Source organism: Streptomyces sp. NBC_01498, from assembly GCF_036327775.1.
In the GTDB taxonomy this organism is placed as follows: Bacteria; Actinomycetota; Actinomycetes; order Streptomycetales; family Streptomycetaceae; genus Streptomyces.
In genome coordinates, this window is record NZ_CP109598.1 from 150107 (window position 1) to 174912 (window position 24806).

The following is a 24806-nucleotide window of genomic DNA, read 5'->3' on the forward strand; positions in this document are numbered from 1 at the left end:
CGGGTCACGCCGAGCCGAGTTCTCGGTCGATGAACGCGAACACGTCGTCGGCGGACGCCTCTTCGAGCCGTCCCGCGACGGCGCCCGTGTCGTCCTGGCGCGCCACCCGTTCGTCGAGGCCGTTGAGTACGGCGCGGACGCGGGAGGGGACCCGGCCCTCCTGGAGGTCGGCGGCGGACAGTTCGGCCAACCGGGCGGCCAGCCGGTCGAGTTCGGCCAGGACGGAGTCCACGGACTCCTCGGCGCCGCCGAGTTCGGTGCCGAGGTGCTTGGCGAGGGCGGCGGGGGTCGCGTAGTCGAAGATCAGCGTGGCGGGCAGCGGGACACCGGCCGCGGCGCTGATCCGGTTGCGCAGGTCGACGGAGCTGAGCGAGTCGAAGCCGAGGTCGCGGAAGGCGGTGGTGGCCTCGACTCCGTCGGGCCCGCTGTGCCCGAGCACGGTGGCGGCCTGGCCGCAGACCAGGTCCTGGAGGGCGCGGTCGCGTTCGCCCGCCGTCAGTCCGGCGAGTGTGCGGGCGAAGTCGTCGGGCACGGCGCTGTCGGCGGCGGGGGCCGCCTGGACCTCGGGCAGGTCGCCGAAGAGCGGCGCGGGCCGCCCGGCGGCGAACGCGGCGGCGAACGCCGACCAGTCGACGTCCGCGAGGGTGACGACGGTGTCGCCGCTGTCCAGGGCGCGGCGCAGCGCGGTGAGCGCCCGGTCGGGGTCGAGCTGGCGGATGCCGAGGGCGCGTCCGGCGTCGCGGACGGTGTGGTCGGCGGCCATGCCGCCGCCGCCCCAGGGGCCCCAGGCGACCGAGGTGGCGGGCAGTCCGGTGGCGCGCCGGTACTCGGCGAGGGCGTCGAGGGAGGCGTTGGCCGCCGCGTAGTTGGCCTGGCCGGCGCCGCCGACGGTCGCGGTGAGCGAGGAGAAGAGGACGAACGCGTTCAGGTCGCTGTCCTGTGTCAGTTCGTGCAGGTGGTGCGCGGTCTCGGCCTTGGAGCGCAGGACGGTGTCGAAGCGCTCGGGGGTGAGCGCGTCGAGTACGCCGTCGTCCAGCACGCCCGCCAGGTGGAAGACGGCGGTGAGCGGGTGGGCGGCGGGCACGGTGCCGAGGAGCGCGGCCAGCGCGGACCGGTCGGACGTGTCGCAGGCGGCGAGGGTGACCTGGACGCCGGTGGCGGTGAGTTCGTCCGCGAGTTCCCGGGCGCCGGGCGCGTCGGGGCCGCGCCGGCTGACGAGCAGCAGGTGGTCGGCCCCGTCGGCGGCGAGCGCGCGGGCGACGTGCTGTCCGACGGCGCCGGTGGCGCCGGTCACCAGGACGGTGCCGGCGGGCTTCCAGGGGTCGCCGCCGGGGCGGTGCGGTGCGTGTTCGAGGCGCCGGGCGTACGCGCCGGACTCGCGCACCACGAGCTGGTCCTCGCCCTTGCCGGCGGTCAGGACGCCCGCGAACAGGGCGGGGGTACGGGGACCGGGCTCGGCCGGAAGGTCGACCAGGCCGCCCCACCGGTCGGGGTGTTCGAGCGCGGCGACCCTGCCGAGGCCCCACACGGCGGCCTGGCGGTGGCCGGTCGGCACGTCGCCGGGGCCGTGGGCGACGGCGTCCCGGGTGGCGCACCACAGGGGCGCGGTGATCCCGGCGTCGCCGAGGGCCTGGACGAGCGCGGCGGTGGTGGTGACGGGGTGTTCGACGGCCAGCAGGGACAGCACGCCCTCGGGGGCGGTGTCCGCGCGGGCGGTGAGGAGCGCGGCGAGCGCCGCGCGGTCCCGCGCCTCGTCGGACACGGTGAGGGTGTCGATGTCCAGTCCCCGGTCGGCGAGGCCGGTCAGGACGGTCTTCAGCCACGAGTCGTCGGCGGACGTCTCGGGGACGACGGCGAGCCACCGTCCCCGTACGGCCGTGTCGGACACGGACACCGGGCGCCAGCCGGCGCGGTGACGCCAGCCGTCCACCTCGGAGTTGGCCTGTCGCTGCGAGTGCCAGCCGGCGAGCGCGGGCAGTACGGCGCCGACGGCGTTCTCGTCCGTGACACCGAGGGTCGCGGCCACGGCGGGCACGTCGCCGTCGGTGACGAGCTGCCAGAAGGCGTCGCCGCACTCCGCGTCCGGCTGCCCGGGGGCGCCGTATCCGAGCGCGGGGGCGTTCTCCCAGTGGCGGTCGCGCCGGAAGGGGTAGGTGGGCAGCGGGACGCGCCGGGCGCCCGCGAACACCGCGTGCCAGTCCGGTCCCCCGCCGCTGGTGTGCAGCAGGCACAGGGCCTCGATCAGCGCCGTGGTGGGCTCGCGGTCGCGGCGCTGGGTGCCGATGACGTCGGGGACGACGTCCTGGGCCATGCCGGTGAGGACGGCGTCCGGGCCGACCTCCAGGAAGCGGGTGGCGCCCTCGGCGGCGAGGGTGGTGACGCCGTCGTGGAAGCGGACGGCGCCGCGTACGTGCCGCACCCAGTACTCGGGGGTGGCGAGTTCGTCGCCGCCGATCAGGCCGGTGACGTTGGAGACGACGGGGACCGTCGGGGCGTGGAAGGTGAGGGTGGAGAGGATGTCGCGGAAGGCGTCGAGCATGCCGTCCATGCGCCGGGAGTGGAAGGCGTGCGACACCTTCAGCCGGTTGGTCTTCTCGAACCGCGCGGCGACGGCGAGGGCGGCCTCCTCGTCGCCGGAGACGACCACGGCGCGGGGGCCGTTGACGGCGGCGATGTCGACGCCGTCGGTGAGCAGCGGAACGATCTCGCTCTCGGGCGCGGCGACGGCGATCATGGCGCCGCCCTCGGGCAGGGCCTGCATGAGCCGGCCGCGCGCGGAGACCAGGGCGACGGCGTCGGTCAGCGTGAGGACACCCGCGACATGGGCGGCGACGATCTCGCCGATGGAGTGGCCGCCCAGCAGGTCGGGCCGTACACCCCAGCTCTCCAGCTGCCGGAAGAGGGCCGTCTCGAAGGCGAACAGCGCCGCCTGGGTGTACTGGGTCTGGTTCAGGAGCGTGGACCCGGTGTCGAACATGACCTCGCGCAGGGGCTGTTCGAGGTGTTCGTCGAAGGCGTCGGAGATCTCGTCCAGGACGCGGGCGAAGACGGGGTGCGCGGCGTACAGGTCGCGTCCCATGCCGGGGCGCTGGGAGCCCTGGCCGGAGAACAGGACGGCGAGCCGGCCCTCCTCGGCGACGGTGCGCGGCTTCTCCCGGCCGTCGGCCAGCGCCTGGAGCCCGGCGCGGAGCCCGGCCAGGTCGGTGCCCGTGACGGCGGCCCGGTGGGCGAACGCGGAGCGGGTGGTGGCGAGGGAGTAGCCGATGTCGGCGGGGGTGGCCGGGTCGGCGGTGTCGTACGTGTCGAGGGCGTCGAGGAGCCGGCCCGCCTGGGCGCGTACGGCTTCCGCGGTACGGCCGGACAACACCCAGGGCACCACGGGCAGTTCGGCGCCGGACCCGGGCCGCTCGGCCTCGGTCCCGGCGGCTTCCTCCACGATGACGTGGGCGTTGGTGCCGGAGATGCCGAACGAGGAGACGCCGGCGCGGCGGGGTGCGCCGTCCCCGTCCCAGGGCAGCGACTCGGTGAGCAGTTCGACGTCGCCGGCCGTCCAGTCCACGGCGGTGGAGGGCCGCTCGGCGTGCAGCGTCTTGGGCAGCACCCCGGCGCGCATCGCCATGACGACCTTGATGACGGCGGCGACCCCGGCGGCGGCCTGCGGGTGGCCCATGTTGGACTTGATGGAGCCGAGGTGCAGGGGCCGGCCCTGGGGGCGGTCCTGGCCGTAGGTGGCGAGGACGGCCTGTGCCTCGATGGGGTCGCCGAGGGTGGTGCCGGTGCCGTGCGCCTCGACGAGGTCGATCTGGTGCGGGGCGAGGCGGGCGTCGGCGAGGGCCTGGCGGATGACTCGGATCTGCGCGGGCCCGCTCGGGGCGGTCATGCCGTTGGAGGCGCCGTCCTGGTTGATGGCGCTGCCGCGGATCACGGCGAGGACCTCGTGGCCGTTGCGGCGGGCGTCGGAGAGACGCTCCACGAGGAGCATGCCGGCGCCCTCGGCCCAGGCGGCGCCGGCGGCGTCCTCGGAGAAGGAGTGGCAGCGGCCGTCGGGCGACAGGGCGCGGCGTTCGCTGAACTCCACGAACATCTCGGGGCTCGCCATCACGGCGGCGCCGCCCGCGAGGGCGAGGGTGCACTCGCCCCGGCGCAGCGCCAGGCAGGCGTTGTGCAGGGCGACGAGCGAGGACGAGCAGGCCGTGTCCATGGTGACGGCGGGGCCTTCGAGGCCCAGGGTGTAGGCGATGCGTCCGGAGACGATGCTGCCGGAGATGGTGCCGCCGACGTAGTCGTGGTGCATGAGGCCGACGAAGACACCGGTGGGGGTGCCCTTCACGGAGAGCGGGTCGATTCCGGCGCGCTCGAACGCCTCCCAGGAGGTTTCCAGCAGGAGCCGCTGCTGCGGGTCGGTGCCCGCCGCGTCCTTGGGGCTGATGCCGAAGAACGCCGGGTCGGACTCGGCGGCGTCGTGCAGGAACCCGCCGTGCCGTACGTAGCTCTTGCCGGGCTTGCCGGGCTCGGGGTCGTACAGCGCGTCGATGTCCCAGCCCCGGTCGACCGGGAATCCGGTGACGACGTCGGTGCCGTCGGCGACGATCCGCCACAGCTCCTCGGGGGTGCGGGCGCCGCCGGGGTAGCGGCAGCCCATGCCGATGACGGCGATCGGCTCGCTGTACTGCTCCTCCAGCTCGCGCACCCGCAGGCGGCTTCGCTCCAGCTCGGTCGTGGCCCGCTTGAGGTAGTCGCGGAGCTTGTCCTGAGTGGCGGACTCTTCCATTACCGGGCTCCCAGTTCGTTGTCGATCTTCGCGAAGAGTTCCTCGTCGGTGGCGGATCCCAGGTCGGCGGGCCCGGCACCGCCGGCCGCCGCGGCGTGGGTGTCGTGCCAGGTGCGCAGCAGCGCCTCCAGGCGTGCCCCGACGCGGGTGTGCGCGTCGTCGTGGTCGGGCAGGGCGGCGAGTTCCGCCTCCAGCCGGTCCACCCCGACGAGCAGGACCCGGACCAGGTCGGCGGGGCCGGGGACGAGCTGTTCCTTGAGGTACGCGGCCAGGGCGAGCGGCGTGGGCCGGTCGAAGACCAGCGTCGCCGGGAGGGTGAGGCCGGTCGCCGTACCGAGGAGGTTGCGCAGTTCCACGGCGGCCAGCGAGTCGAAGCCCATCTCCTGGAAGGCGCGGCCGGGTTCGACGGAGCGTTCGGAGGTGTGTCCGAGCACTCCGGCGACCTGGCCGCGGACGAGTGCGAGCAGGGCGCGGTCGCGGGCGTCGTCGGCGAGCGGGGCGAGCCGCTCGCGCCAGGGGGTGCTGTCCTCGGCGCCGCCGGTGGTGGCGGCGCGGCGGCGGGCCGGCCGGACCAGGCCGCGCAGCAGCGGCGGGACGCCGTCGGCGCGGGCGGCGACGGCCGCGGTGTCGAGCCGGGTGGGGACGAGCACGGGATCCACGCCGCCGGCGGCGGCGTCGAAGAGGGCGAGTCCCTGGGCGACGGGCAGCGCGGGCAGCCCGAGGCGGCCCATGCGTTCCAGGTCGGCGGCGTCCATCTCGTCGGCCATGCCGCCGGTGCCGGACCACAGCCCGAAGGCCATCGACACGGCGGGCAGCCCCCGGGCGGCGCGGTGGGCGGCGAGTCCGTCGAGGAACGAGTTGGCCGCGGCGTAGCCCGCCTGGCCGCCGCCGACGAGCAGCGACGCGGTCGAGGAGAGCAGGACGAACGCGACGGTGTCCCGGTCCCGGGTGAGTTCGTGCAGATGCCAGGCGGCGTCGGCCTTGGGCCGCAGTACCCGGTCGATCTGGTCGGTGGTGAGGCCGGTGAGGGTGGCGTTGTCGACGACTCCGGCCGCGTGCACGACGCCCCGGATGTCGTAGGTGTCGAACAGCGCGGCGAGCTGGGCGCGGTCGGCGGCGTCGCAGCGGGCGATGTCCACCTCGGCGCCGAGCGCGGTGAGTTCGGCCTTCAGGTCGGCGGCGCCGGGGGCCCCGTCGCCGCGCCTGCTGGTGAGCAGCAGCCGGCGGACGCCGTGGGCGGTGACGAGGTGGCGGGCGATGATGCCGCCGAGTCCGCCGGTGCCTCCGGTGACCAGGACGGTGCCCGCCGTGTCCCAGCGGGGCCCCTCCCCCGTCTTGGCGCGGGCCAGGCGCGGGACGCGGATCTCCCCCTCCGCGACCAGGACCTCGGGTTCGTCGCTCGCGAGGGCGGCGGCCAACAGGCGCCCGGTGTCGGCCGGTTCGGCGCTTCCGGACGGCAGCGCGTCGGTGTGGACGAGCAGGAACCGGCCGGGGTTCTCCGACTCGGCCGCGCGCAGCAGACCGCTCAGCGGGGCGTGGGTGAGGTCGTCGTCGTCCACGAGGACGGCGAGCCGGGTGCGGGCGAGCCGTTCGTCGGCGAGATGGGCGCGGACGGCGCCGAGGACCCGGTGGAGTTCGGCGCGTGCCTCGTCCGGTACGGGGGCGGCTCCGGGCCCGGGGGCGGCGGGCAGCACGACGACCTCGGGCACGGGTGTGAGGGCGGCGATCTCGGCGAGGTCCGGGTGGGCGGGCACGCCGAGGCCGAGGTCGTCGGCGCCCCAGACGGCGACGCGGGCGGTGCCGGACGGGCCGCCGGGCAGCGGGACGTGTTCCAGGGCGAACAGCGATTCGTCGGCGTCGCCGGCGAGTTGGGCGGCGCTGACCGGGCGGGCGACGAGTCCGCGTACGGTCGCGACGGGCTGTCCCCGGCCGTCGGTGAGCGCGAGGGCGACGGCGTCGCCGTCGGCCCTGGTCATGCGCAGCCGCAGCAGGCGCGCTCCGGAGGCGTGCAGGGTGACGCCGTTCCAGGAGAACGGCAACACGGCCTCGCCCTCGGCGAGTTCGACCAGGTTGACGTGGAGGACGGCGTCGAGGAGGGCCGGGTGCAGGCCGAAGGAGGCGGCGTCGGTGCCCGCGTCCTGCGGGAGTTCGGCCTCCGCGAAGAGGTCGTCGCCGCGCTTCCAGACGGCCCGCAGGCCCTGGAAGGACGCGCCGTAGCCGTAGCCGACACGGGCGAGGCGCGGGTAGAGGTCGCCGAGCGGGACGGGCTCGGCGCCCTCGGGCGGCCACACCTCCTGTGCGGCGGGCGGCGTGCCGTCCGGGTCGTGGTCCGTGGCGAGTACGCCGTCGGCGTTACGGGTCCAGGCGGCGCCGGGTGTCCGGGTACGGCGGGACCAGATGGTCAGGGTGCGGCGGCCGTCGGCCTCCGCGCCCACCGCGACCTGGACCGCGACGTCTCCGTCGGCGGGCAGCAACAGCGGTGCGTGCAGGGTGAGTTCCTCGACGGCGGCGCAGTCCGCGCGGTCTGCGGCCTGGACGGCCATCTCCACGAAGGCGGTACCGGGCAGCAGCACCGACCCGAGGACGGCGTGGTCGGCGAGCCAGGGCTGGGCGGCGAGGGACAGCCGTCCGGTGAGCACCAGGCCGCCGGAGTCGGGGAGTTCGCCGACGGCGCCGAGCAGCGGGTGGCCGAGAGCCTGCTGGCCGAGCCCCGCCGCGTCACCGCTGCCGGCGGCCGACTCCAGCCAGTACCGCTCGCGTTGGAAGGCGTACGTGGGCAGCGCGGTACGGCGGGCGCCGAAGGGGGCGAAGAAGGTGTCCCAGTCGACGGTGACCCCGGCCGAGTGGAGGCGGCCGAGGGCGGTGACGAAGTCGTGCTCCTCGGCGCCGTCCCGGCGCATGGTGGCGACGGCGGCGATGTCGCCGCCGAGGCAGTCGCGGGCCATGGCGGTCAGGACGGCGTCGGGGCCGAGTTCCACGTAACGGCGGGCGCCGAGCGTGTGCAGCGCGGCGACGGCGGCGGCGAAGCGCACCGGTTCGCGTACGTGCTCCACCCAGTAGCCGGGGGTGGCGACCTCGGCGTCGGCGGGGGCGCCGGTGAGCGCCGACACGAAGGGGATCACCGGCGGGTGGAAGGTGAGGGTGTCCACGACCCGGGCGAAGTCCTTCAGCATCGGCTCCATCAGGGCCGAGTGGAAGGCGTGCGAGACGGTCAGCCGGCGGCTCTTGTCGAACCGGGCGGCGACGGCGTCGACTTCGGCCTCCGCCCCCGAGACGACCACGGACGCGGGCCCGTTGACGGCGGCGAGGGACACCCCGTCCGTCAGGTACGGCGCCACGTCCTCCTCGGAGGCGCGGATCGCGGCCATCGCGCCGCCCGCCGGGAGCGCCCGCATGAGCCGGCCGCGCGCGGTGACGAGCGTGACGGCGTCCTCCAGGGAGAGCACGCCCGCCGCGTGGGCGGCGGCGATCTCGCCGACGGAGTGCCCGGCGAGCAGGTCGGGGCGCACGCCGAGCGATTCGAGGAGCCGGAAGAGGGCGACCTCCACGGCGAAGATCGCGACCTGCGCGTGGTCGGTGCGGGTGAGCCGGTCGGCGTCGCCCTCGATCAACTCCGCGAGGGGGTGGTCCAGTCCGGGGTCCGCGAGGGCGGCCACGGCGTCGAACGCGTCGGCGAACACCGGGAAGGCGGCGCACAGTTCGCGGCCCATGCCGACACGCTGCGCCCCCTGGCCGGTGAAGAGGAAGGCGGTGGTGCCGTCGGTGACGCGCCGCCCGGTGACGGTGTCGAGCGCGGCGAGCAGGTCGTCGGTGGTGGCGCCGGTGACGGCCGCCCGGTGGGCGTACGCCGTACGGGTGACCGCCAGCGCGTACCCGGTGTCGGCGGGGGCGGGGCGGCCTGCGCCGGGGCGGGTGAGGTACGCGCGGAGCTTGTGCGCCTGCGCGGTGAGCGCCTCGGGGGTACGGCCGGAGAGCACCCACGGCACGGTGGCGGGGCGGGGCGCGGAGGCGGTGTCCGGCTCCGCGTCGGCCTCGGTCTCGGGGGCCTGTTCCAGGATCAGATGCGCGTTGGTGCCGCTGATGCCGAAGGAGGACACGGCCGATCGGCGGGGCCGGCCGGTCGTGGGCCAGGGGCGCGGGGCGGTGACGAGTTCGACGGCGCCGGCGCTCCAGTCGACCTCGGTGGAGGGCTCGTCGGCGTGCAGGGTGGGCGGAACGGTGCCGTGGCGCATCGCCAGCACCATCTTCATCACGCCCGCCACCCCGGCGGCGGCCTGGGTGTGGCCCAGGTTCGACTTGACCGACCCGAGCAGCAGGGGGCGGTCGGCGGGGTGTTCACGGCCGTACGAGGCGAGCAGCGCGTGCGCCTCGATCGGGTCGCCGAGGGAGGTGCCGGTGCCGTGGGCCTCCACGACGTCCACATCGGCGGGGGTGAGCCCGGCGCCGGCCAGGGCCTGGCGGATGACGCGCTGCTGGGAGGGGCCGTTGGGCGCGGTGAGGGTGCTGCTGGCGCCGTCGGAGTTGATGGCGCTGCCCTTGACGACGGCGAGGACGGGGTGCCCGTTGCGCCGCGCGTCGGCGAGCCGTTCGACGACCAGCATGCCGACGCCCTCGCCCCAGCCGGTGCCGTCGGCGGACGCGCCGAACGCCTTGCACCGGCCGTCCGGGGACAGGCCGCGCTGCCTGCTGAAGTCCACGAAGGTCTCGGGGGTGGACATGACGGTCACCCCGCCGGCCAGGGCGAGGGTGCACTCGCCGGACTGGAGCGCCCGTACGGCCCAGTGCAGGGCGACCAGCGAGGAGGAGCAGGCGGTGTCGACGGTGACGGCGGGGCCTTCGAGCCCCAGCGTGTAGGCGACCCGGCCGGAGGCGATGCTGGCGGCACTGCCGTTGCTGAGGTAGCCGTTCAGGTCGTCGGGGACGGTCGAGAGGCGGGTGGCGTAGTCGTTGTACATGACGCCCGCGAAGATCCCGGTCCGGCTGCCGCGCAGGTCGGCGGGGACGATCCCGGCGTCCTCGAACGCCTCGTGGCTCACCTCCAGCAGCAGGCGCTGCTGGGGGTCCATGGCCAGCGCCTCGCGGGGGCTGATGCCGAAGAAGTCCGGGTCGAAGTCGGCGGCGTCGTGCAGGAATCCGCCGGTGCGCGCGTACGTCCTGCCGGGCGTGCCGGGCTCGGGGTCGTAGAGCGCGTCCACGTCCCAGCCCCGGTCCGCGGGGAAGTCCGACACCGCGTCGGTGCCGCCGGCCACCAGGCGCCACAGCTCCTCGGGCGTGCTCACACCGCCGGGGTAGCGGCAGGCCATGCCGACGATCGCGACGGGGCCGTGGGCCCGCTGCTCCCACTCACGGAGCCGGGCCTTGGCCTCGCGCAGATCGGAGGCCGTTCGCTTGAGATAGTCGAGGAGTTGATCGTCGTTGTTCACCAACGCGCCATCCGATCGGAATCGAAGAAGCCCACCGAACAGCGGAAGAGACGGCTTCGTGATCACGTCTCCCCGCCTCTCGAAGGCTAGGAGGGGGCCCGGGGGGCCAACACCCCCTAACACCCCCAGCGGACCCCGGCCCCGCGGCGGCACGGCGGAAGGCCGGGGAGTCCCCCTTCGCGCGCGCGGGGATCTGTTCGAAGGGCCCGGTCAGGGGTGGGTGGGGGCTGATCCGCCTCCCGGCCCCGCTCCTGATCTGCTCGGACGGGGGACGACTTCCGGGCGAGCGACAAGGGGACGGCGTGGCAACGGTATTGATCACCGGGTGCAGCAGCGGCATCGGTCTTCAGACGGCGCTGGCGTTCGCCCGGCGCGGGGACACGACGTACGCCTCGATGCGGAACCCGGCGAAGGCCGGCCGGCTCCGCGAGCGGGCCGGGGCGGAGCGGCTGGACGTCCGGGTCCTGGCGCTGGACGTCACGGACGACGCCTCGGTGACGGAGGCGGTCCGCGAGGTGGAGGCCGCGCACGGGGCGGTCGACGTCCTGGTCAACAACGCGGGCGTCAACCACGTGGGTTCCGTCGAGGCGACGCCCCTGGACCAGGCGCGGGCCGTGATGGAGACGAACTTCTGGGGCGCGCTGCGGACCGCACGGGCCGTCCTGCCCGCCATGCGGCGCCGGGGCTGCGGGGTCGTCGTCAATGTCAGCTCGCTCGCGGGACGGACCTGGACGGTGCCGTACGGCGGGTTCTACGCGGCCGGCAAGTCGGGCCTGGGCGCGATCAGCGAGGCGCTGGCGGGTGAGGTGGCGCCGTTCGGGGTGCGGGTCGTGTGCCTGGAGCCGGGCAGCTTCGCGACGGACGTGCACGCCAACGCCCTGGTGACGGACGGGACTCCGGGCGGTCCGTACGACGCCGACGAGGCGTGGGTGCGGACGTTCCTGGCGGGCACCGGTGAGGGGGCCGGCGACGCGGGTGTGGTGGCCGACGCGATCGTCGCGGCGGCCACGGACCCGGCGACGCCGCTGCACACGCTGGTCGGCGAGGAGGCGCGGGCGGCGGTCGAGATGACGGCCAAGGTCTCGTACGACGACTGGTTCCCGCAGTTCGTGCACTACGCGCAGTCCGTGGCTGGCCCGCGCCCGCCCGCACCCGCCACTCCGGCCACGCCCGCCACTCCGGCCACGCCCGCCACTCCGGCCATGCCGACCACTCCGCGCGGCGGTCGCTGACTCCCGGCCCGCCCCGGGCACAGGGCCCGGACGTTCTCGCGCGCGCCCGCACGGGCGCGCGCGAACTTCTTCTGCCCCGGCCCCTGCCGCCGGGCCCGTCTCCGCTCCCTCCGCCGACCGCTGTTCCGCACCCCCGGACGCGCCCCGTCCCGCGGGCGCGGAACCGGCGTTGTCAGTGGTCACCAGTAGGTTCGTTCGTGTTCCGCCACCACGGCGGCGCGCCGATTCCCCCTGCTGAGAAGGAGATGATGCGGTGTCCGACTGGGAGAGGTCGAGCACGGCGCGGGTCCTCCCGCCCGCCCGGCCGCGCAAGCTCGCCAAGGTCCCGTTCGTCGAGCTGGCCGACGGACGCCTCCAGGGCGTGGTGTCCAGCGGGTCCGACATCGAGCGGGTCTATGTCTCGTCCGTCGCGGCGGGCACGTACGCGTACGCCTGTCGTACGAACAACAACCGCCCCTGCGGCGGCGCGCGCGGCGGGTTCTGCGCCCACATACGGGCCCTGATCGGCGAGGCGGTCCTCCAGTACGGGGCGGAGCGTGTCGCCCGCTGTCTCCGGGTGGAGACGGGCGCCGACGGGCCGACCGCACCGTCCCTCACCGCCGACATGACCGGCGCGCGTCCGCTGCCGGCGGGCGGTGACACCGCCGCGTCCGTCTTCAGCCGGTTCCTGCGCCAGCTGGCGTATCTCGAACTCGCCGCGACGACCGCGCCGTTGCCGGAGATGCAGTGGTTCCCGCCGACCAGGGCGGTGGCGTGATGCGCGCCGATCTGCTCGCCGACGCCGTGGAGGGGCTGGACGAGGCCCTGGCGGCCGTCGACGCCTTCGACCGGGCCCTGGTCGTGGGGCTGCTCCGTCCGCACGCCGACCGCACCGCCGGTCTGGCGGCGCTGGCCGGCGCGGTCGCGGGGACCCCGCTGGCCGGGCGGGTCGCGAGCGCGGCGGAGAAGGCCGCGTCGGGGTCGGCCGGTGAGGACGACTGTGTCGCCCTGGCCGCGGGCCGTACGGCGCTGGTCGGCTCCGTCCACGACGCGCTGTCGGCCCGGGTCGACGCCGCGACCGGACGCTCCCGGGCCGTGGAGGAGTGCGTGCCGGTCCCGTCGGGCGGGCCGCCGGGGAATCTGCTCGCCGCCGCCCGGTCCTGGCTGGCCGAGCTGGCGCGCTGCGGCTGGCGGGGCATCGACCACGATCTGGTCGCGGGGGCGGCGCCCGTGGTCGCCACGATGCTGCCGGACCCGGCGCTGCGCCGCCCGGCGACCCTGCTGGACGGCTTCGCCGCCGAACTCGCCGCGTCCTGCCCGGGGGTGAACCTGGCCCGGGTGCCGGTGCGCCGCTGGGCGGACCTGTGGTCGCGGGCGATGATCCTGACCGTGCCCGGCGCCGGAGGCGTGCCCGCCACGGACACGGCCACCGGGCGGCTGCTGCCGCTGGGCGTCGACGTGCGGGAGCACGCCACCGCCGTACAGGCCCAGGTGCACGCGGTGTTCGAGCCGGCGGACGGCGGGGCGCCCCGGCTGGTGCGGGCGAACGTCTCCGCACCGAAACCCGACACGGTCGTCGGCGCCGGCCTCTGGCAGCTGCTGCGCCCGCACATGGCACTGCTGGGCGCCGTCGGCGACGGCCGCTCGATGGACCTCACCGACATGCCGCTGACCGCCGAGGGCGATCTGGTCTGGGACGACGCACGGGCACGCGCGGGTGGGCCCGCCGACCCCTTCACGACGGCCCGGGTCGCGCTGCCGACCGCCACGGTGTCCGCCGTCGCGCCGCTTGAGCGGCACCCGGCGCGGATCGCCGTGCCCGTCTTCCTGGAGGGCTACGACGCCCGGCGGGACGACGACGGGCTGACGTTCACCGTCGCCGGGCAGCCGCTGGCCGTCGACACCGACCGGATTCCGGGCGCCGGGCCGCTGACGCCCGAGGCCGTCGCCGCGTCGGGCGCGTGCGTCGGACTGCTGCGCTGGGACGCCGGGGCGTTCACCGTGCAGCCGCTCGCCGTCGAGACGACCGTGCGGAAGAAGCGCGTCGCGGTGCACGCGGGGGCGTGGGCGGGCGGCACGTCCGACAAGGCCGGGCTGAAGGCCGAGAAGGCCGCCACCGACGCCGGGGCGGTGCTGCGTGAGCGAGCCGGAAGGCTGTTGCGGAAATGACCGGACACATCGACGGACGCCCCACCGGTGGGACCGACGGCCGGGCCCCCGTGCAGAGCGCCCACGACAACCGCCGGCAGGTGCTCTACTGGCGCCTGCTCGCCCGGCTCTTCGACCCCGAGGAGCAGGCGGCGCTGGAGTCGGCGAGCCTCGCCGTCGTGGAGGACATCGGTCTGCCGCCCGCGCTGCTCGACCCGAAGGTCTCGGTGGACTCGACCGTGCAGCGCCATCCCGAGCTGGCCGCCGAGTTCGACGGCCTGATGCTGCCCGGCCCGTTCGAGGCATCCGCCGCTTCCGCGCCCTCCGCGCCCTCCGCGCCCTCCCCGACGGACGGTGACGCCGCTGAGGGCGGTGACAGCGGTGACACGCGGGACCGGGACGCGGAGATCCGGCGCGCGGCACTGGTGTCGAAGGTGCTGCTCAACGTGTACGGCACCGGCTCGGGGACGGTGACCGCCGGGCGGCTCGCCCAGTGGCAGTCCGACGCGGGCTGGCTGGAGCGGGCACTGGGCTGCGAGCCCGGCGCGCTGCGCGGAGGCCGCGCCGCACCGGCGGCCGGGAGCGGCGGCGGGAAGGGCGGCGGAGGTACGGCACCGGACCTCGGCAGCCTGCTCCCGGCCCTGGGCCCGGAGCTGGGCGCCATCGAGGCGGAGCTGGTCCGGCGGATGCGGCTGCGCGAGGTCCTCGCCGACCCGGTGCTCGCCGCGCGGCTGACCCCCAGCATGTCGCTGATCGAGCAGTTGCTCCGGGACAAGGACAACCTGTCCGGGGTGGCGCTCGCCAACGCCAAGTCCCTCATCCGGCGTTATGTGGACGAGGTCGCCGAGGTGCTGCGCACCCAGGTGGAGAAGGCGACGGTCGGCGCCCTCGACCGCTCGGTGCCGCCCAAACGGGTCTACCGCAACCTCGACCTGAACCGCACGATCTGGAAGAACCTCACCAACTGGAGCCCCGAGGAGGAACGGCTCTACGTCGACCGCCTCTTCTACCGGCGGACCGCGCGCAGGACGACACCCCAGCGGCTGATCGTGGTGGTCGACCAGTCGGGCTCGATGACGGACTCGATGGTCAACTGCACGATCCTGGCGTCCATCTTCGCCGGACTGCCGAGGGTGGACGTCCATCTGATCGCGTACGACACCAGGGCGCTCGATCTGACGCCGTGGGTGAACGACCCCTTCGAGACGCTGCTGCGCACCAAGCTCGGCGGCGGCAACGACGGACCGGTCGCGATGGCGATGGCCCGCCCGAAGATCACCGATCCCCGCGACACCGCCATGGTGTGGATCTCGGACTTCTACGAGTTCGGCCGCTCCCAGCCGCTGTTCGAGGGCATCGAGGAGGTCCACCGGTCCGGCGTGAAGTTCATCCCGGTCGGCTCGGTGACCAGTTCCGGCCGCCAGGAGGTCAACCCCTGGTTCCGGGAACGCTTCAAGGCACTCGGCACACCGGTGATATCCGGTCATATGCGCAAGCTCGTCCACGAACTCAAGACGTTTCTCGCTTAGAAAGGCCCTGACATGTCCGACCTGTTGCGCGCCCCCGCCGAGTTCAAGTACGCGGAGGAGCTGGACTGGCTGGAGTCGGTGGACGACGGTCCGAAGCCGTTCTCCTGGCGTCTGTCGCCGAAGATGGTCCGCCTGTTCATCCTGGGGTCCGAGCGCGCCGACGGACTCGGCCGGAAGATCCCGCAGAAGTGGTTCGGCGACCGGAGCCTGGTCGAGCGCGCCGTCGTCACCCTGGCGTCCGACCGGGGCCTGCTGCTGATCGGCGATCCGGGCACCGGCAAGAGCTGGCTGGCCGAGCTGCTGGCCGCCGCGGTGTGCCGCAGCTCCACCCTGGTGGTGCAGGGCACGGCGGGCACCACCGAGGACCACATCAAGTATTCGTGGAACGTGTCCATGGTGATCGCCAAGGGCCAGTCGCGCGAGTCGATGATCCCCTCGCCGATCATGACCGCGATGGAGACGGGAGCGATCGGCCGGTTCGAGGAACTGACCCGTTCCACCAGCGACGTCCAGGACGCGCTGATCTCGATCCTGTCGGAGAAGTACATCTCCGTGCCGGAGCTGGACAGCGACGGCATCGTCTTCGCCAAGCCCGGCTTCTCGGTCATCGCCACCGCCAACAGCCGGGACCGGGGTGTCAACGACCTGTCCTCCGCGCTCAAACGGCGGTTCAACTTCGTCCGTATCCCGGTGGTGACGAACCGCAGGAGCGAGGCGGAGATCGTCCGCTTCCGCACCGGGGAACTGCTGCGCCGGCACCGGATCGAACTGGAGGTGCCGCCGACCCTGCTGGACGTGCTGCTCCAGAGCTTCGCGGATCTGCGCGCCTCCGCCGCCGCGGCGGGCAGCGACGACGAGAAGCTGGAGTCCGCGCTGTCCAGCGCCGAACAGATCGGTGTGCTGGAGGACGCGATCCTGCACAGCGACTTCTTCGGCGAGCGCGAGCTGACGGCCCGGACGCTCGCTTCCTCCCTCGTCGGTTCGCTGGCCCGCCGCGAGCCCGAGGACCTGGCCATCCTCAACAAGTACCTGCACGGTGTGGTGGAGCCACGCAGCAGGGAACAGGGCGGTTTCTGGCCGGAGTTCCTGGAGGGCGGTCGGGACGCGATCGCCACCCTCTCGTGAGCGCGGTGGGGGAAGGGACCTCGTTCGAGTCCCTGCGGACCCAGTTGCGGGAGGCCGCGACGGCACTGGCCGACGGGCCCGACGCGCTGGAGGGCATCCTCCTCGGCATCGTGGACGACGTCGACCGCGCCGTCCGCGAGCCCCTGGAGATCTTCCCGGTCTGCCACCACTCGCCGGCCTCGGCGATCGCCATGGCCCGGAGGCTGCGGGAGAAGCGGCCGAAGGTCGTCTATCTGGAGCTGTGCGAGGACCTGGCCCCGCTCCTGTCCGAGCTGCGCAACTGCCGTCTTCCGGTGGCGGTGCAGGCGTTCGCAAGCGAGGTCGAGGGCTTCCCGGCCGCGTGGGCGCCGCTGTCGGTCGTCGCCCCGCTCACCGAGGCGTCCGCCGAGTACCAGGCGATCGCCTACGCGCTGGACACGCCCGGGGTGGAGCTGGTCCTGGTGGACCGCTCCTCGGACCATGTCTTCCAGGCGCGGGCCCGGGAGACCGAACCGCGCGGGGGCGGCGGTCCGGACACGCCGCCCGCCGAGGAGGAGGCCGGGCTGCACGGCGACGCCGTCGGTGTGGAGATCGGCGACCTGCGTCCGCGCTTCGCCGAGCTGGAGGAGCGTCTGCTGCGGCACGGCCGGGTGCGGCACTGGTCGGAGTGGTGGCACCAGTACGTCGAACTGCCGCTCGGCGACAGCGACCACGCCACCTACCGGCAGGTCATGCTGCTGATCGGGAGTCTTTTCCGGCGGCTGGCGCCCGGCGACACGGAGCGGGTGCGGGAGGACGAGGACCGCGAGCGCCACATGTGGACCCGGATGCGGGAGCACCTCGCGGTGTCCGGTACCGACCCGGCGGACTGTCTCTACGTCTGCGGCGCGTTCCACGCGGCGAGCCGGGTCGAGGAGTTCGGGCTCGGCGGGGCGGAGACGTTCCGGATCACCGCGCCCAGTGGCAGTACCTGGCGGTACGGACTGATTCCCTCCAGCCACGCGGCGATCGAGGCGCAGTTCGGCCTCACCCCGGGCTCGGTGTCGATCGCCGCGACCCAGTGGACGAAGAACGTCCGACGGACCAAGGTCCGGCCGTTCCGCCTCCAGGGTCAGGCGGGCGCGAAGAAGCCCGCCGGGGCGGCGAAGGCCGCCGCCCTCCCCGCCGTCCCGGGTGCCGCCGAGGTGTCCCCGGACAGGCTGTCCGGTTTCCTGCGGCGCCCGCCGGTGCTCGATCCGCTGGACGAGGCCGAACTGCTCGGCTGGTCCGTGGAGCTGGTGCGCGCCGCGCGCCGCAACGGCTATCCGGCCTCCACCGCCGACGCCATCGCCGTGTTCGAGACGTCGATCCTGCTGGCGGGGATGCGGGACCGGGCCCGGCCCACGCCGTACGACTTCCAGGACGCGGCGGTCACCTGCGTCGAGAAGGACACGGTGCCGGGCCGCCGCGACGTACGGCGCATTGTCGAGATCATGATGGGCGGCGACCGGATCGGCCAGGTCGGGTACGACGCCCTGCCGCCACTCGCGCGCGATGTGCACGACCGGCTGGCGCCGCTGAAGCTGAACCCGCAACAGCGCGGCGTGCGGCGGGCGTTGCTGGACATCGCGGCCGAACCGGAGCTGGCGCGGGTCTCCGACCTGCTGTGGATACTGCGCCGGCTGCTGCCGCCGGGCGCGGCGCGGGCGATCATGGGGGAACGGCGGCTCGGTGAGCGGCCCATCCAGGAGTCGTGGGACCTGGCGCTGGGCACGCACCAGCGGGCACTGATCGAGCTGGGCTACGAGGGCGTCAGTGTCGAGCAGGTCCTGGAGCAGCGGCTGCGGCGGCGCGCGTACGACCCCGGGGCGACCACGGCCGACGTGCTGGAGGCGGTGGAGGACGCGCTGCTGTATCTGCGGGGCCGCCGCCTCGCCGACGAACTGGGCACCCGCGCCCTGGAGGTGCTGGCGACCGAGCGCGGTGTCGACGGGGCGCCTGAGGTGCTGCGCCGGGTGCGCCGGCTGCTGGCGTACTACCGCACCACCGAGCCGGTGCTGCCGCCGTGGATCGAGTCGTTCGTCACGGCGGGGTACGCGCACTACTGCACGCTGCTGCCGACGGCGGTCACCGACGAGGACGCGACGGTGCGGCAGGTCGCGGCGATGCTGGGCTTCCTGTTCAGCATGGAGGGTCTGGCGCTGTCGCTGGGCTGTGACCGGACACAGCTGGATCTCGCGTTCGCGCAGTCGCATCCCCGGGAGCCGGCCAAGGTGGCGCTGCTGTGGGCGGCCCGGGTCCAGCTCGGGCAGCTCTCCCGTGCCGAACTGCGCTCGCGCTGCGACGAGTTGCTGGGCAATCCCCTGGTGGTGCAAGCCTATCCACGCTATCTCAGCGGGTTCCTGCACGCGCTGGAGCCGGTGCCGCAGCTGGCGGACTTCGTGGTGGAGGCGGTGTCGCACGCGTTCGCCCGGCTGCCGGACCCGGTGCTGCTGCCCTGGCTGCCGACCCTGATCGGCACCCTGCGCGCCGAGGGCGCCGAGCTGGCGCCGCTGCTGATCCGTGAGGCGGGACGTGTCTTCCCGGGCCGGCTCGCGGCACTGGACGCGTGGGTACCGCCCTGGCTGGCGGAGCCGCCCGCCGGGGAGAGCGCGGCCCGGTCCACCGTCTCCGGCGGCGGGGGCGGTACGGGCGCCGCGCTGCTCGCCGCGCATCCGGCGACGTGCGACGCGGCGGCGGGGCTGCTGGGCTGCGAGGGCCGGTGGGAGGCCGCCGACCCCGGCCCGCCGGGTGCGGTCCTGGCGGCCCGTCACCCGGAGACGGCGGCGGCGCTGGACACCCTGCTGGCCGGCCGCTGAGGTCCGCGGGCGCTCGCGCGTCGACGGCCCGCCGGAAAGCGTCGACGACTCCGGCGGGAAGCGGCGTGGTCACCCCGGCCGGGGACACCGGGAGACCGTGACGGGCGGGCCGTCACGGTCTGCCGGAAGTCCCGCACCGGGACACGGAACGCGCGGTCGGGGGTGCGCGTCCCGTGTCCCGGCGGTCAGGCGTTGGGGTCGAACGGGATACCGGCGGGCTTGGCCTTCTGGAGGTGGGCGTTGAAGTTGCCGTCCTTCAGGCCGAAGGTGGCGCTGCCGAAGTTGGCCTGGCTCAGCTTGTCGCGCAGCCCGGCCGGGTAGCCGTTCCAGCCGACGAGGCGCGGGAACTGCCAGGTGCCGTGGTGGTTCTCCGGCGGCTCGTCGTTGTTGTTCGCGGCGCGGAAGGCGTGCGTGCTGATGCCGTCCTTGTGGTAGACGACCTTGGCGTGCGTGCCGTCCCAGCGGATCTGGTCGCGGGTGTGGATGTTGAAGTTGCCGTGGGCCGAGGTGGCGACGTACTGGGGCTGGTCGTTCTGCGTCCAGATCACGACGTGCTCCCAGTCGTGACGGTGCCCGCCGAGCGAACTGCCCGGCAGGGCCTGGTCCTTCTCGAAGTAGAGGCCGTACATGATGGCGCACCAGCCGTTGTTGCACTTGGCCCGGGAGTAGCTGTTGGTGTTGTCGAGGTCCCAGGAGTCGCGGCACTGGCCGTTGAGCGCGCCGCTCGGGTTGAGGCCGGGGTTGATGGTCCCGTCCTGCCCGATGGCGGGGGTGGCGTAGCAGCCGTCCGTGTCGTAGTCGAAGGCGGGCTGGAACGTCTGCTCCTGAGCGTCCGCGTTGGCGGGCAGCCCGCTGGGGGGATCGGCCAGTGCGCTGCCGGGGAAGGCGACGACCAGCGCGAGCGCACTGCCAAGGGTGAACGAGACCTTGCGGGTGCGCGAGCTTTTCTTCACTGCGTCCTCCTGATCGACCACAACGTGGGGGCGTCGGTCATTTTGACATGGCCGGATCATCTTTTCCGGCTCTTGTTGACATGCCCGATGTCAGGAGGTGTCGGTGCGATGAAAGATCAACCAATAGAGGGGGCAGGCGACTTGACGCCCCGGGCCGCGCCCGGAACGCGGGCGGAGCCGGGACCGGGGCCGCGCCGCGCCCGGGAACACGAGCGCGGCCGGCGGTCGACTTGGCCTGCCGCACCGCCGAGGTCGCGCCGCGCCCGGAACGCGGGCGGAGCCGGGACCGGGGCCGCGCCGCGCCCGGCCCCCGGGCGGCACCGGCTCCCGCGCCTCACCGTCCCCCGGGAGGCGGTACGACCCCGCCCGGCCCGCGACGCCGGACACCACGTCTCCCCGCCGCGCGAACCCCCGAGGGTCCCCGAGAACCCCCGAGGATGCCCGGGAGCCGCGTCCGCCCCCTCCCACCGACCCGACCACTTCGCGTTCGCGAACAGTCGGAGACCGGTCAACGACCCGGCCGCGCGGGCCCTTCGGCGCTTCTTCGGCCGCTCGGCCCCTCGGCCCCTCAGTTCTTCAGTTCTTCAGTTCTTCAGCGCCTCAGTTCTTCAGCGCCTCCGCGATCGAGTCCGCGAGGGGCGTCGTGGGCCTGCCCGCGAGACGGGACAGGTCGCCCGACGTCCCGACGAGAAGGCCGCGTTCGATGGCCCTGTCCACGTCCACGAGGATCCCGGCCATCGGCTCCGGCACCCCGGCGCCGGCGAGGATGCCCCGGAGGGTCTCGCCGGGGACGTCGGTGTGGACGATCGTGCGGCCCGTCTGCCGCGACAGCTCCGCCGCGTACTCCGCGAAGGACCAGGCCGTGTCGCCGCACAGCTCGTACGCCGTGTTCAGATGCCCCTCGCCGGTCAGGACGGCGGCTGCCGCCGCCGCGTAGTCCGCGCGTGCCGCGCTCGCCACCCGCCCCTCGCCCGCGGCGGCGACAACGGCGCCGTGCTCCAGGACGGGGCCCAGGTTCTCCGTGTAGTTCTCGCTGTACCAGCCGTTGCGCAGGAAGGTGTACGGCAGCCCCGAGTCCAGGATCAGCCGCTCGGTGACCTGGTGCTCGGCGGCCAGTTCGAAGTCGGCGGCGGGGCCGCCGAGGACGCCGGTGTACGCGAGTTGGGCCACGCCCGCCGCCCGCGCGGCGTCGATGACGGCGGTGTGCTGCGGCACCCGGCGGCCCGCCTCGCTGCCGGAGACGAACAGCACGCGGTCGCCGGCCCGGAAGGCGTCCGTCAGCGTCCCGGGGCTGTCGTAGTCCGCGATCCGCATCTCGGTCCCCAGGGCCGCCAGCGGCGCGGCCTTCCCCTCGTCCCGCGCCACGGCGGCGATTTCACCGGCCGGCACTCCGGCCGACAGCAGGGAGTCGATGACGAGCCGGCCGAGATGTCCGGTCGCTCCGGTGACGACGATGCTCATGGAAGGTCCATCCGTTCCGTTGGCGTTCGCGAGGATTGACACGTTTCGTGGCGTGCATGATCAACCATAGAATTCCCACTAACCGAAGGGAAGTACCCACCTTGAAGTAAGCTACCCATATGGACCAGAGCGCCCTCTCCCCGGACGTCAACCGCCGGGCGTGCCCCTCCCGGCTCGTGCTGGAACATGTCACCAGCCGCTGGGGCGTGTTGGTGCTGGCCGCCCTGCTGGAGCGCTCGTACCGCTTCGGCGAACTGCGCCGCAGGATCGAAGGAGTCAGCGAGAAGATGCTGGCCCAGACCCTCCGCACCCTGGAACGCGACGGCTTCGTGCACCGCGACGCCCTGCCCGCGATCCCGCCCCGCGTGGACTACTCGCTGACGGACCTCGGCCGCGAGGCGGCCGAGCGGGTGTGGGGGCTGGCGCGCTGGACCGAGCAGCGGCTGGACGCGGTGCTCGCGGCCCGGGACGCGTACGACGAGGACCACGCCCACTCCTAGAGCCCGTCGTTCAGATCTTGCCGGGCTCGCGCGCCCCAGCACCAGCCCTCGCCGCGTCCGGCAACCGGCGTCCGACGACGAGTGATCGGCAACGAGCGCCCGACGACGGGCCGACCGGCCGCTTCGGCAACTCAGTTTCGCGACCGCGAACGCGTCGGCACGGCAACGCCGTTGTGGGCGCTCCCCCGCGCGCGCCTCCGGGCCCGGCGCCCCGCGCTCCCCCATGGCACACCTTTTGATGAAACATTAGAAAGTTGAAGGGATTCGTACCGAACCTCTGGACAGCCTTCACACGGCGCTCTAATGTCTCGGCCCACCGAGACATGCGTTTCGTCTCGGTAACACCGCAGGCATTCAGAGTTCACATCAACACCGTTCGTCCCACGAGTCTTTCCACGTCTCTCCCCCCATGGCCGGGCCCCGCCCGTCACGAGGCGCCGCGCGACCGCCGTCACGGCGGTCGTCGCTCACGCACCGTGCAGCACCCCCGTCGACACGACGGGAAACCGGCCGGGTCACCGACTCTGCCGTGACCGCAGCGGAAGGGAAGCGACATGAAGATCCGTACGTTCATCGCCACGGCCTCACTGGTGGCATCCGGGAGCCTGGTGGCCTTCTCGGGCTCGGCGCAGGCCGCTCTCTACACCACCTGCGTCGGTGACGGAGGCGCCGTGACGGTCACCAACGACCTGGTCGTCCCGGCCGGGAAGTCCTGCACCCTCACCGGCACCAGAGTCAAGGGCTCGGTGACGGTCGAGGCCGGCGCCGACCTCGTGGCGGCCGGCGCGACCTTCAACGGCGCGGTCACCGTCGAGGAGAACGCCTACCTCGACCTCACCGACACCACCGTCAAGGGCACGCTGACCACCGAGTCCGCCTTCGGCACGCACCTGGAGAAGGCCAACGTCAAGGCGGTCACCGCCACCGGCGGCTTCCTCTACGCGGTCGACTCGACGGTCGGCGGGAACCTCAGCACCGAGGCCGGCGAGCTGTATGTCTCCGGCAGCACCCTGAACACCACGCTGAGCGGCTCGAACAACCAGTACACCGACGTGTACGACTCCACCGTCAAGGGCGCGTTCACCGTCAGCGGCAACGCGCTGGGCGGCGTGTTCTGCGCCAGCGAGGTGTACGGCGCGGCGACGTACACGGGCAACTCCGACACCCTCCAGATCGGTGGCGAGGGCCTGCTCGGCTCGTGCGCGGGCGCCTCGTACTTCGGCGGCAACGTGTCGGTCACCGACAACACCGCCAACTCCGTGCTCGACAACGCGATCGTGCGCGGCTCGCTCACCGCGACCGGCAACGACCCGGTCCTGGTCGTCGGCGAACTGGCCCGGATCCGCGGCGCCGTCACCGGTGAGACCGCCGCCGCCTCGGCCGCCCGTTCCGCCCGCAAGGCCGCTCCGCAGGACCGCGGCGCCGACCTCGCCGAGAAGGCGGCCGAGCGCGCCGACGCCGCGCGGGCCGAGGCCCACGGCGCGGGCAAGTCCGCCCTCTGACAGCACCCGGCCCGCCCTGCGGCAACCCCCCGCGGCACCGGCAGGTGACGGCGACCGCCCCCGTCGCCGTACCTGCCGGGCCCGCCGCGACACCCGCGTATGACACGTGCCACCGGTACGGCCCGCCCCACCCGGCGACCCGCCGCGGCACCCGCGTACCACCGACGCAGCACCCGCACGGCGGCATCAGCCGCCCCGCCCGGCGGTCCCTCCGCCGGCCCGCACCCCCGTCGGCCGTCCGGCCACCCGCCCACGCCCGTTCCGCCGCGTTCCGGAGCCCGTGGAGCCCCGCCCGTCGCGACGCGCACCGCCGAAGCAACAGGCGTGCGCGCCCCGGTCCTACCCTCTTCTCCTCATTCCTCAGGAGTGACCGTGAGCCATATCCACAAGTCCTTCGACCGCCGAGACTTCCTGCGCGCCACCGCCGGCACCACCGTGGCCCTCGCCGCCGCCTCCGTCACCGGGGCCGCCGCGACCTCCGCCGCCGCTGCCGCGCCGGGCGGTCTGTCCATCCCCAAGGACCGCATCGGCATCCAGCTCTACAGCATCCGTGACAAGGTCAGCTCGCTCGGATTCGGCGTCGTGCTGCCCGAGTTGGCCCGGATCGGCTACAAGGAGATCGAGTTCGCGGGGTACACCCAGAGCACCTCGATCCTGGGCCGCCAGATCACCGTGCCGGAGATCCGCACCCTCCTCGACGACAACGGTCTGACCGCCGTCGGCAGCCATGTCGGTCTCGGCAACTTCCGCAGCAACCTCCAGGGCGAGCTGGACAACGCCCAGATCCTCGGCATGCCGCACGTGGGCACGGCCAACGCGCCGTCGAACCTCAACACCGTCGCGGGCTACCGCGCCGCCGCCGACGAGTTCAACGTCTGGGGCGCCGCCGCCACCGCGCGCGGTCTGAAGCTCTACCAGCACAACCACGCGGGCGAGTTCGCCTTCGCCACCGACCAGCCGTCGGTCCGGCTGTACGACGTGTTCCTCAAGAACACCGACCCGCGCCACGTCTATCTCGAACTGGACATCTACTGGGCTTACGTGGGCCAGTACCGCTGGCCCGGATTCGACCCGGCCGCGTACGTGCGCAACCAGCCCTACCGCTACCCGCTGTTCCACATGAAGGACGGCGACGCCAACTCGGCCAACGCCAACGGCTTCGACATCGTCGAGTTCGGGGCCGGCGACCTGCCGTACGAGAAGTTCATCCGTGACATCGGCCCGCGTGCCTCGCACATCGGTATCTGGGAGCAGGACACCGCGCCCAACACCCAGCCCAATCCGCCGGGTTCGCTCGGCGCGGCCGAGCGCAGCTTCACCGCGCTCAAGGGACTGCTCGGCTGATCCGGCCGCCCCGCCGGACGACG

The 24806-nt window shown here is 73.9% G+C and carries 13 protein-coding genes; 9 read left to right on the plus strand and 4 right to left on the minus strand.

The annotated features are described in order from the left end of the window. Positions 1-4: 4 nt before the first annotated feature. Both OG875_RS00485 and OG875_RS00490 read right to left on the minus strand, forming a co-directional pair. Positions 5-4771, minus strand: coding sequence for a type I polyketide synthase (locus OG875_RS00485; RefSeq protein WP_330172192.1), 4767 nt, complete (start codon positions 4769-4771; stop codon positions 5-7). Then, positions 4771-10194 carry an SDR family NAD(P)-dependent oxidoreductase gene (locus OG875_RS00490; protein ID WP_330172193.1) on the minus strand — a complete coding sequence of 1808 codons (5424 nt, stop codon included), beginning with the start codon at positions 10192-10194 and terminating at the stop codon, positions 4771-4773. The genes OG875_RS00485 and OG875_RS00490 overlap by 1 nt, the downstream gene beginning before the upstream one ends. Positions 10195-10496: 302 nt before the next feature. On the opposite strand from OG875_RS00490, the gene OG875_RS00495 reads away from it, so the two are divergent. The 6 genes from OG875_RS00495 to OG875_RS00520 all read left to right on the plus strand — a co-directional run bounded on the left by OG875_RS00495 (position 10497) and on the right by OG875_RS00520 (position 19023). Further along, positions 10497-11426 carry an SDR family oxidoreductase gene (locus tag OG875_RS00495; RefSeq protein ID WP_330172194.1) on the plus strand — a complete coding sequence of 310 codons (930 nt, stop codon included), beginning with the start codon at positions 10497-10499 and terminating at the stop codon, positions 11424-11426. 253 nt (positions 11427-11679) lie between these two features. Further along, positions 11680-12183, plus strand: a complete 504-nt coding sequence (locus OG875_RS00500; protein ID WP_330172195.1) for a hypothetical protein — start codon at positions 11680-11682, stop codon at positions 12181-12183. Further along, positions 12153-13574, plus strand: coding sequence for a hypothetical protein (locus OG875_RS00505; RefSeq protein ID WP_330172196.1), 1422 nt, complete (start codon positions 12153-12155; stop codon positions 13572-13574). The genes OG875_RS00500 and OG875_RS00505 overlap by 31 nt, the downstream gene beginning before the upstream one ends. Further along, on the plus strand, positions 13571-15082 hold the full coding sequence (locus OG875_RS00510; protein ID WP_330172197.1) for a VWA domain-containing protein: 1512 nt from the start codon (positions 13571-13573) through the stop codon (positions 15080-15082). Before OG875_RS00505 ends, OG875_RS00510 begins: the two co-directional genes overlap by 4 nt. 12 nt (positions 15083-15094) lie before the next feature. After that, positions 15095-16207, plus strand: a complete 1113-nt coding sequence (locus OG875_RS00515) for an ATP-binding protein (RefSeq protein WP_330172198.1) — start codon at positions 15095-15097, stop codon at positions 16205-16207. After that, positions 16204-19023 (plus strand): hypothetical protein, encoded by a 2820-nt coding sequence (locus OG875_RS00520; RefSeq protein ID WP_330172199.1) that lies wholly within the window; start codon positions 16204-16206, stop codon positions 19021-19023. The genes OG875_RS00515 and OG875_RS00520 overlap by 4 nt, the downstream gene beginning before the upstream one ends. A gap of 185 nt (positions 19024-19208) precedes the next feature. Here the strand turns inward: OG875_RS00520 and OG875_RS00525 are convergent, their stop codons facing one another. Both OG875_RS00525 and OG875_RS00530 read right to left on the minus strand, forming a co-directional pair. Continuing rightward, positions 19209-19976 (minus strand): NPP1 family protein, encoded by a 768-nt coding sequence (locus tag OG875_RS00525; protein WP_330172200.1) that lies wholly within the window; start codon positions 19974-19976, stop codon positions 19209-19211. A 600-nt stretch (positions 19977-20576) separates the two neighbouring features. After that, positions 20577-21437, minus strand: a complete 861-nt coding sequence (locus OG875_RS00530; protein ID WP_330172201.1) for an SDR family oxidoreductase — start codon at positions 21435-21437, stop codon at positions 20577-20579. A 119-nt stretch (positions 21438-21556) separates the two neighbouring features. On the opposite strand from OG875_RS00530, the gene OG875_RS00535 reads away from it, so the two are divergent. The 3 genes from OG875_RS00535 to OG875_RS00545 all read left to right on the plus strand — a co-directional run bounded on the left by OG875_RS00535 (position 21557) and on the right by OG875_RS00545 (position 24783). After that, positions 21557-21937 carry a winged helix-turn-helix transcriptional regulator gene (locus tag OG875_RS00535; RefSeq protein WP_330172202.1) on the plus strand — a complete coding sequence of 127 codons (381 nt, stop codon included), beginning with the start codon at positions 21557-21559 and terminating at the stop codon, positions 21935-21937. 554 nt (positions 21938-22491) lie between these two features. Continuing rightward, the gene (locus tag OG875_RS00540; protein WP_330172203.1) at positions 22492-23439 is read left to right on the plus strand and encodes a hypothetical protein; all 948 of its coding nucleotides are present in this window, start codon (positions 22492-22494) and stop codon (positions 23437-23439) included. 372 nt (positions 23440-23811) lie between these two features. Further along, positions 23812-24783 carry a sugar phosphate isomerase/epimerase family protein gene (locus tag OG875_RS00545; protein ID WP_330172204.1) on the plus strand — a complete coding sequence of 324 codons (972 nt, stop codon included), beginning with the start codon at positions 23812-23814 and terminating at the stop codon, positions 24781-24783. Positions 24784-24806 lie beyond the last annotated feature (23 nt).